Here is a 13104-nt window from a genome sequence, read left to right on the forward strand (position 1 = left end):
GTCTTGCTCACAATCTGAATGGTTTCACTCTCCCTCGTGGGAGCGGCTTCAAGCCTCCCGCTGCGAATGACAACGCCGATACCGCGCCTCCAGATTGCGGTCCGGCATCGCATGGCTGCGCAGCGCCTCCAGTGTCTGCTCCACATACTCGCGGGTCGTGCCATAACGCCCCTTGGCGCTGGCGAGAATGTGGCTGAGCAGGCTGTCCGGCAGGTTGCCGGCATAGCACGGCAGATGCCGCTCCAGCACGAAGCCCAGGGCCTGCACCTTGCTGCCATCATCCAGCCGGCAATTGAGCCAGTGCGGGCGGTATGCCGGATACGGCATCTCCCGCTGCCACAGCGCCAGCAGTGAATCCTGCAGCTTCTCTTCCGGCAGACGGTAGGCGAAGCCGCTGCACGACCCGCCGCGATCAAGCCCGAAGACCAGTCCCGGGCACTCCGGCGTGCCACGGTGCTCATGGGACCAGAGATAGAGCCCGCGGTGATAGCCATGAACCCGTCCACGCCGCCGCTCGGTGGACTGGCACTCCGGCCGCCAGATCAACGAACCATAGGCGAACAGCCACACAGGTCCGCCACGATGCAAGGACATGGTTTGTTCAACCGATTCGAGAAGTTGCTCCCGGGACAATTGCTGACCGAAATCGAGTACCGGGGGATAAGCCAGGGGAAAAGGTGCGGGTTCGATTACCGACATAGCCGCCGCCAAAGTTCCTCGCGAAATACCGAAGTACTTCACTATAAAGCCAATGCATTCGATGCACAGTTACCGTACGGCAGATAACGGTAGGGAAACAAGCCCCCTGGTCGCCCAAGCGCCGCGAACTACAGGAGTTTCAGAAAATTCGGAGGCCACTGTTACAAGTGTAGCGATACTTTTTCGCGGTGCTGGCAATAATAAAAAAGGCGGCAGATTCTTATAAGCCTTACTTACACACTCGGTTATAAACCGGCGCGTCGTTGCAACGCGCCTTATTACCGAAGTTACGACCGGGGTGCATAAGCGAAGACATCGGCACGCATCTGGTGCGCGTCCATGCCCGCATTTACCAGCGCATCGAGCGTGGCGTAGACCATGGCCGGCGAGCCGCTGGCATAGACATGGATGGCCGAAAGATCATCGATATCCTCGCACACGGCCTCGTGCAGCAGGCCACAACGTCCGTCCCAGCCACACAGATCGCTGACCACCTTGTGCAGGAACAGGTTCGGCAGTTGCTGCCACTCGGCCCACTCATCAAGGGTGTAGAAATCTTCCGGACGGCGCACGCCCCAATACAGGTGAACCGGGTGCTGGAAGCCACGTACCCGACAATGCTCGATCAGGCTGTGCATCTGCGCCATGCCGGTACCGGCAGCGATGAGCACCAACGGGCCGTCCGGCAGCTCCGCCAGGTGAGTATCGCCGAAAGGCAGCTCGACCCGCGCCATGCCATTGCGCTGCAGTTGCGCGATCAGGTCCAGCGCGCTCTTTTCCCGCGCCAGCACATGCAGTTCCAGATCACGGCCGCGGTGCGGCGCCGATGCGAGGGAAAAGGCCGCCTTGTCACCGCCCTCCCGCTCGATCATCAGGTACTGCCCGGCGTGGTAGCGCGGCGGTTTGCCAGCGGGGGCACGCAGACGCACGCGCCAGACATCGCCCCCCACCTCGGTACACTCGCTCAACTGGCAGGCCAGCTTGCGCACCGGCAGCTCGCCGAGGGCCAGCACGCCGTCCCACAGCAGGGTGCAGTCCTCGATCGGCTCGGCGATGCAGGTGAACAGCTCACCGTGGTCGCGCACCTCACCGTCCTGACGCACCCGACCGTCCACCAGCAACGCGGCACAGACGTGACAGTTGCCATTGCGGCAGCTTTGCGGGCAGTCGTAGCCCAGACGCTGCGCCGCTTCCAGAATCCGCTCGCCGGGGTTGAGCGTCAGTACCGCCCCGGACGGCTGCAAGGTCACCTGCATCACTCTATTCCCAACTGGTTCCACAGCTCATCGATCCGCTTGGTGACGGCTTCGTCCTTGACGATGACCCGGCCCCACTCACGCGTGGTTTCGCCCGGCCACTTGTTGGTGGCATCCAGGCCCATCTTGGAGCCGAGGCCCGAGACCGGAGAGGCGAAGTCGAGGTAGTCGATCGGCGTGTTCTCGATCATCACCGTGTCGCGTTTGGGGTCCATGCGCGTGGTGATGGCCCAGATCACGTCGTTCCAGTCCCGCGCATTGACATCGTCGTCGGTGACGATAACGAACTTGGTGTACATGAACTGTCGCAAAAACGACCAGACACCCAGCATCACGCGCTTGGCGTGACCGGGGTACTGCTTCTTCATGGTCACCACCGCCATGCGGTACGAGCAGCCTTCCGGCGGCAGGTAGAAGTCGGTGATCTCCGGGAACTGCTTCTGCAGGATCGGCACGAACACTTCATTCAGCGCCACGCCGAGAATCGCCGGCTCATCCGGCGGACGGCCGGTGTAGGTGCTGTGGTAGATCGGCTTGGTGCGGTGGGTGATGCGCTCGATGGTGAACACCGGGAAGCTGTCCACTTCGTTGTAGTAACCGGTGTGGTCACCGTAGGGCCCTTCCGGCGCGGTTTCGCCCGGATGGATGACGCCTTCGAGAATGATCTCGGCAGTGGCCGGCACCTGCAGGTCGCTGCCACGGCATTTCACCAGCTCGGTGCGGTTGCCCCGCAACAGGCCGGCGAAGGCGTATTCGGAGAGGGTGTCCGGCACCGGCGTGACGGCACCGAGAATGGTCGCGGGGTCTGCGCCGAGGGCCACGGCTACCGGGAACGGCTTGCCGGGGTTCTTCTCGCACCACTCGCGGTAGTCCAGGGCGCCGCCGCGATGGCTCAGCCAGCGCATGATGACCTTGTTGCGACCGATCACCTGCTGGCGATAGATACCAAGGTTCTGCCGCTCCTTGTTCGGACCGCGGGTCACGGTCAGGCCCCAGGTGATCAGCGGCGCGACATCGCCGGGCCAGCAATGCTGGATCGGCAGCATGCCCAGGTCGACATCCTCGCCCTCGATGACCACCTCGTGGCATGGCGCGTCCTTGACCACTTTCGGCGCCATGGACACGACCTTCTTGAAGATCGGCAGCTTCGACCAGGCGTCCTTCAGACCCTTCGGCGGCTCGGGCTCCTTGAGGAAGGCCAGCAGCTTGCCGATTTCCCGCAGCTCGCTCACCGACTCGGCGCCCATGCCCATGGCCACCCGCTCAGGGGTGCCGAACAGGTTGCCCAGGACGGGAATGTCGTAACCGGTGGGGCGCTCGAACAACAGTGCCGGCCCCTTGGCCCGCAGTGTGCGGTCGCAGACTTCAGTCATTTCCAGGACCGGCGAAATGGGGACCTGGATGCGCTTGAGTTCTGAGCGCTGCTCCAGGCCACGGATAAAGTCGCGCAAATCGCGATACTGCATGCGTGAGCCTCGTGTTGGCCGTATCGGTCGGGACAGGCAGTGTAGCGCCGAACCGGGCCAGTCAGAATAGTCCGTAGGGTAGATAGCAAAAAGCCGGGTTTCCCCGGCTCTTGCGTACAGCGAGTGCTTACTTGCGCTTCATCGACAGGAAGAACTCGTCGTTGGTCTTGGTCTGCTTGAGCTTGTCGACCAGGAATTCGATGGCGGCGATCTCGTCCATCGGGTGCAGCAGCTTGCGCAGGATCCACATGCGCTGCAGTTCGTCGTCGGCGGTCAGCAGCTCTTCGCGGCGGGTACCCGAACGGTTGATGTTGATGGCGGGGAACACGCGCTTCTCGGCGATGCGACGGTCCAGCGGCAGCTCCATGTTGCCGGTACCCTTGAACTCTTCGTAGATCACTTCGTCCATCTTCGAGCCGGTTTCGACCAGCGCGGTGGCGATGATGGTCAGCGAGCCGCCTTCCTCGATGTTACGGGCGGCACCGAAGAAGCGCTTCGGTTTTTCCAGCGCGTGGGCATCGACACCACCGGTCAGGACCTTGCCGGAGCTCGGGATGACGGTGTTGTAGGCACGGGCCAGACGAGTGATGGAGTCGAGCAGGATGACCACGTCTTTCTTGTGCTCGACCAGGCGCTTGGCCTTTTCGATGACCATTTCGGCCACTTGCACGTGACGGGTTGGCGGCTCGTCGAAGGTGGAGGCAACCACTTCGCCGCGCACGGTGCGCTGCATTTCGGTCACTTCTTCCGGGCGCTCGTCGATCAGCAGGACGATCAGGTGGCACTCGGGATTGTTACGGGTGATGTTCGCGGCGATGTTCTGCAGCATGATGGTCTTGCCCGCTTTCGGCGGGGCGACGATCAGGCCACGCTGGCCTTTGCCGATCGGGGCGCAGAGATCGATGACGCGACCGGTGAGGTCTTCGGTGGAACCGTTGCCGGCTTCCATCTTCAGGCGCACGTTCGGGAACAGCGGCGTCAGGTTTTCGAACAGGATCTTGTTCTTCGCGTTTTCCGGACGGTCGAAGTTGATGGTATCGACCTTCAGCAGTGCGAAGTAACGCTCGCCCTCTTTCGGCGGCCGGATCTTGCCGACGATGGTGTCGCCGGTGCGCAGGTTGAAGCGACGGATCTGGCTTGGCGAGACATAGATGTCGTCAGGGCCGGCCAGGTAGGAAGAGTCCGCCGAACGCAGGAAGCCGAAACCGTCCTGGAGAATCTCCAGCACGCCGTCACCGGAAATTTCCTCGCCGCTTTTCGCGTGCTTCTTCAACAGGGAGAAAATCACATCTTGCTTGCGCGAACGGGCCATATTTTCTATGCCCATCTGTTCGGCCATTTCGAGCAGATCGGTAATCGGCTTTTGCTTGAGTTCAGTCAGGTTCATAAGGGGATTGAGGTAATCATGTAAGAAGGGAGATTAAGCATCTGGCTTAATGAGGCCGCGCCGCGGAGAAGGCGACAGGATCGCGTACTAAATTCGAATTGGAAGGCGGCGACGGGCGTGCAGGGGGCACTGGAGAAACAGTGCGAGGCCGAATGTAACACCTGCTTTTTCTGGCGTCTAGTCACCAGAAACAGAAAAGCCCCGACAAATGCGGGGCTTTTTCGGGGTTCAGAGACTGGCGTCAATGAAGGCCTTGAGCTGGGACTTCGACAGTGCGCCAACCTTGGTAGCTTCCACATTGCCGTTCTTGAACAGCATCAGGGTAGGGATGCCGCGAACACCGTGCTTGGCCGGAGTCTGCTCGTTCTGGTCGATGTTGAGCTTGGCGACGAGCAGCCTGTCGGCGTACTCCTCAGCGATATCGTCCAGCACTGGCGCGATCATTTTGCAAGGACCGCACCACTCGGCCCAGTAGTCGACCAGCACAGGGATGTCGGCCTTCAGCACGTCAGACTCGAAGGAGGCGTCGGTGACGTGAACAATATGGCTCATGGAAATCTCCAGGTTCGGAAGTAAAAAACGTCGCTCATCATAGCGACCATCAGTGCTCACAGGAAGCCGCGAGTGATTGAGTCTATCTATGGTAGATGATGTTTCAGCGTATCGACTGTCACACGAAAGTCACAATTCCTACGCGAAACTGCGCCATATCAAGCCTTGCTCCCCTGCGCGTTGGCGTAAACCAACTATCGTGGCAGGATTGCCGGGTTAACGACCGAGAAGCCATCACATGCCCCACTCCACCGCCAAGAACCTCTCCCTGATCGCCGCCATCGACCTTGGCTCCAACAGCTTCCATATGGTTGTGGCCAAGGCCCATCACAGCGAAATCCGCATCCTGGAGCGGCTGGGCGAAAAGGTCCAACTGGCGGCCGGTATCAATGAAGAGCGCCAGCTCAATGAAGAATCGATGCAGCGCGGCCTCGACTGCCTGAAGCGCTTCGCCCAACTGATCAACGGTATGCCCCAGGGCTCTGTGCGCATCGTCGGCACCAACGCCCTGCGCGAAGCCCGCAACCGTGGCGAGTTCATCCGCCGCGCCGAAGAGATTCTGGGCCATCCGGTTGAAGTCATCTCCGGCCGTGAAGAGGCCCGCCTCATTTATCTCGGGGTTTCCCACACCCTCGCCGACACGCCGGGCAAACGCCTGGTGGCCGATATCGGCGGCGGCAGTACCGAATTCATCATCGGTCAGCGTTTCGAGCCACTGCTGCGCGAAAGCCTGCAGATGGGCTGCGTCAGCTTCACCCAGCGTTATTTCCGCGACGGCAAGATCACCCCGGCGCGTTACGCCCAGGCCTACACGGCAGCGCGCCTGGAACTGATGAGCATCGAGACCGCCCTGCACCGCCTGGGCTGGGATGAGGCCATCGGCTCGTCCGGCACCATCCGTGCCATCGGCTCGGCCATCAAGGCCGGTGGACTGGGCAGCGGCGAGGTCAACGCCGAAGGGCTGGCCTGGCTCAAGCGCAAGCTGTTCAAGCTGGGCGAGATCGACAAGATCGATTTCGACGGCGTCAAACCCGATCGCCGCGCGATCTTCCCTGCGGGCCTGGCGATTCTCGAAGCCATCTTCGATGCCCTCGAACTGCAACGCATGGACCACTGCGATGGTGCCCTGCGCGAAGGCGTGCTCTACGACCTGCTGGGCCGCCATCACCACGAGGACGTGCGCGAACGTACCCTGACCTCGCTGATGGAGCGTTATCACGTCGATCAGGGCCAGGCGGCGCGGGTCGAGCGCAAGGCACTGCACGCCTTCGACCAGGTGGCGGCGGCATGGGATCTGGAAGAGGGTATCTGGCGGGAACTGCTGGGCTGGGCCGCCAAGGTGCATGAAGTGGGCCTGGATATCGCCCACTACCACTACCACAAGCACGGCGCCTACCTGATCGAACACTCCGACCTGGCCGGTTTCTCCCGCGAAGACCAGCAGATGCTGGCCCTGATGGTGCGCGGCCACCGTCGCAACATTCCCCGGGACAAGTTCGCCGAGTTCGGCGACGAAGGCGTGAAACTGATCCGCCTGTGCGTACTGCTGCGCTTCGCCATTCTGTTCCACCACATCCGTGGTACCCAGCAGATGCCGAAAGTGGAACTCTACGCCAGCGGCGACAGCCTGGCTGTCGCCTTCCCCGATGGCTGGCTGCAGGAAAACCAGTTGACCCAGGCCGACTTCGAACAGGAAGCCGAGTGGTTGACCCGGGTCGGCTTCGTCCTCAGCGTACGATAAGCACCGGGTTGCTCAGGCGCTCCAGCAGGGTCGCCTGGGCACTGCGCGGGTTCTGGTTGCCGGTCGGCGTGCTGCGGATGTAGCGGCCGTCCGGTTGCAGGGTCCAGGCGTGGGTGTTGTCGGTCAGGTACCCTTCCAGCTCTTTCTTGACCCGCAGCAGCAATTTCTTGCCTTCCACCGGGAAGCAGGTCTCGACCCGCTTGTCGAGGTTGCGCTCCATCCAGTCGGCACTGGACAGGAAGATCTGCTCTTCCCCGCCATTGAGGAAGTAGAACACCCGGGTGTGCTCCAGGAAGCGGCCAATGATCGAACGCACCTGGATGTTATGCGACACCCCGGCGATGCCCGGACGCAGGCAGCACATGCCCCGCACCACCAGATCGATGCGCACGCCGGACTGGCTGGCCTTGTACAGCGCGCGGATGATCTTCGGATCGGTCAGCGAGTTGAACTTGGCGATGATGTGCGCCGGCTTGCCTTCGAGGGCGAACTGGGTTTCCCGGGCGATCATGTCGAGCATGCCTTTCTTCAGGGTGAAAGGCGCGTGCAGCAGCTTTTTCATGCGCAGGGTCTTGCCCATGCCGATCAGCTGACTGAACAGCTTGCCGACGTCTTCGCACAGCGCGTCGTCGGAAGTCAGCAGACTGTAGTCGGTGTACAGGCGGGCGTTGCCGGCGTGGTAGTTGCCGGTCCCGAGGTGCGCGTAGCGGACGATCTCGCCGGCCTCGCGACGCAGGATCAGCATCATCTTGGCGTGGGTCTTGAAGCCGACCACGCCATAGATGACCACGGCACCTGCCGCTTGCAGGCGGCTGGCCATCTGCAGGTTGGACTCTTCGTCGAACCGGGCGCGCAATTCGATCACCGCGGTGACCTCCTTGCCGTTACGCGCCGCGTCCACCAGGGCATCGACGATTTCCGAGTTGGCACCACTGCGGTAGAGGGTCTGGCGCACGGCGAGGACATGCGGGTCCTTGGCCGCCTGGCGCAGCATGTCCACCACCGGAGTGAAGGACTCGAACGGGTGCATCAGCAGGATGTCCTGCTTGCTCACCACGCTGAAAATGTTCTCGCTGTTCTGCAACAGCTTGGGGATCGCCGGAGTGAACGGTGTGTATTGCAGCTCCGGATGGCTGTCCAGGCCGGTGATGCTGAACAGCCGGGTCAGGTTGACCGGGCCATTGACCTGATACAGCTCGCTCTCGCTCAGGCTGAATTGCTTGAGCAGGTAGTCGGAGAGGTGTTTCGGGCAGGTATCGGCAACTTCCAGACGCACCGCGTCACCGTAGCGACGGGAGAACAGTTCGCCACGCAGGGCGCGGGCCAGGTCTTCGACGTCTTCGGAATCCAGCGCCAGGTCGGCGTTACGGGTCAGGCGGAACTGATAGCAGCCCTTGACCTTCATGCCCTGGAACAGGTCATCGGCGTGGGCGTGGATCATCGACGACAGGAAGACATAGTTGTCGCCAGGGCCACCGACCTCTTCCGGTACACGGATGACCCGCGGCAGCAGGCGCGGCGCCGGGATGATCGCCAGCCCCGAATCGCGGCCGAAGGCATCGACGCCTTCCAGCTCGACGATGAAGTTCAGGCTCTTGTTCACCAGCAACGGGAACGGGTGAGTCGGGTCGAGGCCGATCGGGGTGATGATCGGTGCGATCTCGTCGCGGAAGAACCGACGCACCCAGGTCTTGAGCTTGGTGGTCCAGTGCCGGCGGCGGATGAAGCGAATCTGGTGTTTTTCCAGTTCCGGCAGCAGCACCTCGTTGAGGATGGCGTACTGGCGCTGGACTTCGTGGTGCACCAGGTCGCTGATACGCGCCAGCGCCTGGTGCGGCTGCAGGCCGTCGGCACCGGCCTGCTCACGGGCAAAGGTGATCTGCTTCTTCAGGCCCGCAACACGAATTTCGAAGAACTCATCCAGGTTGCTGGAGAAGATCAGCAGAAACTTCAGCCGCTCCAGCAAGGGGTAGGACTCATCCAGCGCCTGTTCCAGCACGCGGATGTTGAACTGCAGTTGCGACAGTTCACGGTGGATGTAGAGGCTGCTGTCATCCAGGCCCGGTACCGCGACGGCCGGCGCCGGGGCTGCCGCTGGCGCTTCCGCCGCGGGAGCCGGAACCACTTCGGGCTCGGGCGGGGTTTCCACCAGTTGCTCGGGAGCGGCGGGTGCATCCTTGACTGCGACTTCGATCTGTACTTCGTTATTCATCTTGCGTTCCTGAAGGGCGTTACTGCCCTCTCATCAATTGTGCGGCGCGTACAGCGAAATACGTGAGAATGCCGTCGGCGCCCGCCCGTTTGAAAGCGGTGAGCGATTCGAGAATGACGCCCTCGGAGAGCCAGCCATTCTGGATCGCTGCCATGTGCATCGCGTATTCGCCACTGACCTGATAAACGAAGGTCGGCACCTTGAACTCGTCCTTGACCCGCTGAAGGATATCCAGATACGGCATGCCTGGCTTGACCATGACCATATCGGCGCCTTCGGAGAGGTCGGCCGCCACTTCATGCAGCGCCTCGTTGGTATTGGCCGGATCCATCTGGTAGGAGGCCTTGTTGGCCTTGCCCAGATTGAGCGCCGAACCGACCGCATCGCGGAAGGGACCATAATAGGCGCTGGCGTACTTGGCGGAGTAGGCCATGATGCGCACGTTGACGTGGCCGGCCACTTCCAGGGCTTCGCGGATGGCCTGGATACGACCGTCCATCATGTCCGAAGGTGCCACCACCTGGGCGCCGGCCTCGGCATGGGACAGCGCCTGGCGAACCAGTGCATCGACGGTGATGTCGTTCTGCACATAGCCTTCTTCATCAAGAATGCCGTCCTGACCATGGGTGGTGAACGGGTCGAGGGCGACGTCGGTGATCACGCCCAGTTCCGGGAAACGCGCACGCAGCGCACGGGTGGCGCGCTGGGCGATGCCCTCCGGGTTCCAGGCTTCGGCGCCATCGAGGGATTTCTTTTCCGCCGGGGTCACCGGGAACAGGGCCAGGGCCGGAATACCCAGGTCGACCCACTCCGCCGCCGCTTCCAGCAGCAGGTCGATGCTCAGGCGCTCGACACCCGGCATGGAGGCCACTTCCTCGCGACGGTTTTCGCCGTCCAGCACGAATACCGGCAGGATCAGGTCATCGACGGTCAGAACGTTCTCGCGAACCAGGCGACGGGAAAAGTCGTCGCGACGGTTGCGACGCAGGCGGGTAGCGGGAAACAGACGATTGGCAGGGGTAAAGCTCACGGCAGACTCCTGAGCCCGCGCGGACAGGCGGGCGCGACAGTTATAAGCGGCCATTATGACGCTTGTGTGACAGGCGGGGATAACCCTGCGACCTACAGACGCAGGCATTGTCCCTTGTAGGAATTGTTCACGTCGAGACACATTTGGACACTTTCCCCAAAGCGCTCGAAGGGGTAGGCTGCGCGTTCATTTCGCCAGCATCCAGAAAATGCTTCAACAATTCCTGCAAGATTTTGGCTACTTTGCCCTTTTTCTAGGTACGTTCTTCGAAGGCGAGACCATTCTGGTGCTGGCCGGATTTCTTGCGTTCCGCGGATACATGGACATCAACCTGGTGGTCGTGGTGGCGTTCTTCGGCAGCTACGCCGGCGACCAGCTCTGGTACTTCATGGGTCGCCGCCACGGACGCAAGTTGCTGGCGCGCAAGCCGCGCTGGCAGATGATGGGCGACCGGGCGCTGGAGCATATCCGCCGCCATCCAGACATCTGGGTCCTGAGTTTCCGCTTCGTCTACGGCTTGCGCACGGTGATGCCGGTGGCCATCGGCCTGTCCGGCTATCCGCCACGCCGCTACCTGCTGCTCAACGGTATTGGCGCGGCGATCTGGGCCCTGGCCCTGGGTGCTGCGGCCTATCACTTCGGCGCCATCCTCGAAGGCCTGCTGGGCAACGTGAAGAAATACGAGCTATGGGTGCTCGGCGCCCTGCTGGTGCTCGGCGGCTGCCTGTGGCTCCGTCGCCGCTTCAAGGCCGCGCGCCTGGCCCGACAGGAAGCGGCTGAGGTACAGGCCGATCAGGCTGAGCAGGCTGTAGCTCAACAGCGCGACCCAACCCAGGGCGGTGACCGGCCCTAAGCCGGTCCAGCCGGCAAGCGCGAACGCCGGCAGGTTCAGCCCCAGACGCAACACTTCCAGGCGCATGGCCCAGGGGCGGTTCTCCAGCGCCGCCCCCAGCACGAACAAGCCGAACGCCATCACCCCCGCCCCCAGCAACAACGCCGCCAGCGGCAAGCGTCCTCCCGCGCCCATCAGATAACTCCCGAGCGCCACGTAGACGGCGAACTGCACCAGCACATACAACTGCCGTGGCCACGCCAGTGGCACCTCGAACTTGCGGAAATTCGCCAGGTCCTGCTTGGCCTGTGGATAACGTCGCGCCACATCGTCGGGGCGCCAGCCCGTGGGCATGAACCAGATCCGCAACTTATCCTGCCAGCGCTCGGCGCGGCGCGCATCGCTCCACAACTGGGCGTAGAACTGCACATTGGCCCACATCGGATTCCAGCTCGCCAGCGGCGTGGTCACGCCGAAAATCACCGGCTCGGCGTCGTCCTCGGGCTGGAAGGTGCCAAACAGCCGGTCCCAGAGAATGAACACGCCTCCGTAGTTGCGATCTATGTAGAGAGGGTTCTGCGCATGGTGGACACGATGATTGGATGGCGTGACGAAAAACCATTCATACCAGCCCAACTTGGGAATGTGCCGGGTATGCACCCAGAACTGGTACAGCAGGTTCAGCGCACCGACGCTGACGAACACCAGCAGCGGCACGCCGAGCACCGCCAGCGGCAGGTAGAAGATCCACGACAGCAGAAAGCCGGTACTGGTCTGGCGCAGCGCGGTGGACAGGTTGTAGTCCTCGCTCTGATGGTGCACCGAGTGCGCAGCCCAGAGAATGTTGCGCTCATGGCCGAAGCGGTGCAGCCAGTAGTAGCAGAAGTCGTAGGCGACGAACGCCAGCACCCACACCCACCAGGCGTCTGCCGGCAGCGAGAACAACGCCAGGTGATCCACGGCAAGGGCATAGGTCACCAGGCCCACGCCCTTGGTCAGCAGGCCGAAGGTGGTGGACAGCACCCCGGCACTGAGGCTGTTGACGGCGTCGGCCAGCCGGTAGTTGCGCATGCCCCGCCAGCGGTCAGCCAGCAGCTCCACGGCGATCAGCACAAAGAAAAACGGCACGGCAAGCAGGATGAAGTCCATGGCGAGTCCATTTTCTGGCAATGGATCAAGATTAGGCCTACGTTGCTGGAATCCCTATGGCGACAATTGCCAAATTAGACGACATTTAGCGCCTTGAAACGGGAGTAGGAAGCATGACCAAAAAAGTTGCTGTGATTCTGTCGGGCTGCGGCGTCTACGACGGCGCGGAAATCCACGAAAGCGTCATCACCCTGCTGCGTCTCGACCAGCGCGGCGCCCAGGTGCAATGCTTCGCACCGAACATCGCGCAGTTGCACGTCATCAACCACCTGACCGGCGAAGAAATGCCCGAGTCGCGCAATGTCCTGGTGGAGTCGGCGCGGATTGCCCGCGGCAACGTCAAGGACCTGGGCGAAGCCGACGTCAACGACTTCGATGCGCTGATCGTGCCTGGCGGTTTCGGCGCGGCGAAAAACCTGTCCAGCTTCGCCATCGACGGCCCTGGCTGCAGCGTCCATCCGGACGTCCTGGCCCTGGCCGAAGCCTTCGCCGAAGCCGGCAAACCGGTCGGCCTGATCTGCATCTCGCCAGCCCTGGCGGCGAAGATCTATGGTCCGGGCGTGGTCTGCACCATCGGCAACGATGCCGACACCGCCGCCGCCATCGTCAAGATGGGCGGCACCCATGAAGAATGCGATGTGCATGACATCGTCGAAGACACCGCCCGCAAGCTGGTGACCACCCCGGCCTACATGCTCGCCCAGTCCATCAGCGACGCTGCCGGTGGCATCTACAAGCTGGTCGACCGGGTGCTGGAACTGACCCACGAGAACGACTGAG

At 62.2% G+C, this 13104-nt stretch carries 10 protein-coding genes and 1 pseudogene; 3 read left to right on the forward strand and 8 right to left on the reverse strand.

Annotated elements, in window-relative coordinates:
- Positions 1-48 precede the first annotated feature (48 nt).
- The 5 genes from AC05QJ_RS31040 to trxA form a co-directional block, all read right to left on the reverse strand.
- Positions 49-699, reverse strand: a complete 651-nt coding sequence (locus AC05QJ_RS31040) for a gamma-glutamylcyclotransferase (protein ID WP_476744974.1) — start codon at positions 697-699, stop codon at positions 49-51.
- Between the two features lie 287 nt (positions 700-986).
- A complete protein-coding gene (locus tag AC05QJ_RS31045) occupies positions 987-1955 on the reverse strand; it encodes a CDP-6-deoxy-delta-3,4-glucoseen reductase (protein ID WP_476744975.1) in 969 nt (322 codons plus the stop codon).
- On the reverse strand, positions 1955-3421 hold the full coding sequence (gene ubiD, locus AC05QJ_RS31050; RefSeq protein ID WP_476744976.1) for a 4-hydroxy-3-polyprenylbenzoate decarboxylase: 1467 nt from the start codon (positions 3419-3421) through the stop codon (positions 1955-1957). Before ubiD ends, AC05QJ_RS31045 begins: the two co-directional genes overlap by 1 nt.
- Before the next feature lie 127 nt (positions 3422-3548).
- Positions 3549-4808 (reverse strand): transcription termination factor Rho, encoded by a 1260-nt coding sequence (gene rho / locus AC05QJ_RS31055; protein WP_075802844.1) that lies wholly within the window; start codon positions 4806-4808, stop codon positions 3549-3551.
- 228 nt (positions 4809-5036) lie between these two features.
- Positions 5037-5360 carry a thioredoxin TrxA gene (gene trxA / locus AC05QJ_RS31060; protein WP_476744977.1) on the reverse strand — a complete coding sequence of 108 codons (324 nt, stop codon included), beginning with the start codon at positions 5358-5360 and terminating at the stop codon, positions 5037-5039.
- Between the two features lie 238 nt (positions 5361-5598).
- Between trxA and ppx the strand changes: the two genes are divergently transcribed.
- Entirely contained in the window at positions 5599-7101 is a 1503-nt protein-coding gene (gene ppx / locus AC05QJ_RS31065) for an exopolyphosphatase (protein WP_476744978.1), read from the forward strand.
- Here the strand turns inward: ppx and ppk1 are convergent.
- Positions 7088-9313 (reverse strand): polyphosphate kinase 1, encoded by a 2226-nt coding sequence (gene ppk1 / locus AC05QJ_RS31070; RefSeq protein WP_476744979.1) that lies wholly within the window; start codon positions 9311-9313, stop codon positions 7088-7090. The genes ppx and ppk1 overlap by 14 nt on opposite strands.
- 19 nt (positions 9314-9332) lie before the next feature.
- Positions 9333-10343, reverse strand: a complete 1011-nt coding sequence (hemB, locus tag AC05QJ_RS31075; RefSeq protein WP_476744980.1) for a porphobilinogen synthase — start codon at positions 10341-10343, stop codon at positions 9333-9335.
- Between the two features lie 208 nt (positions 10344-10551).
- Here hemB and AC05QJ_RS31080 point away from each other — a divergent pair, with 208 nt between their 5' ends.
- Positions 10552-11196, forward strand: coding sequence for a DedA family protein (locus tag AC05QJ_RS31080; protein ID WP_476744981.1), 645 nt, complete (start codon positions 10552-10554; stop codon positions 11194-11196).
- Here AC05QJ_RS31080 and AC05QJ_RS31085 read toward each other — a convergent pair.
- A pseudogene (locus AC05QJ_RS31085) lies at positions 11116-12324 on the reverse strand (sterol desaturase family protein); the annotation flags it as partial. The gene AC05QJ_RS31080 and the pseudogene AC05QJ_RS31085 sit on opposite strands and share 81 nt — an antisense overlap.
- A 113-nt stretch (positions 12325-12437) precedes the next feature.
- Here AC05QJ_RS31085 and elbB point away from each other — a divergent pair.
- On the forward strand, positions 12438-13103 hold the full coding sequence (elbB, locus tag AC05QJ_RS31090; RefSeq protein ID WP_476744982.1) for an isoprenoid biosynthesis glyoxalase ElbB: 666 nt from the start codon (positions 12438-12440) through the stop codon (positions 13101-13103).
- Position 13104: the final 1 nt, after the last annotated feature.

Source organism: Pseudomonas sp. TUM25319, assembly GCF_056388475.1.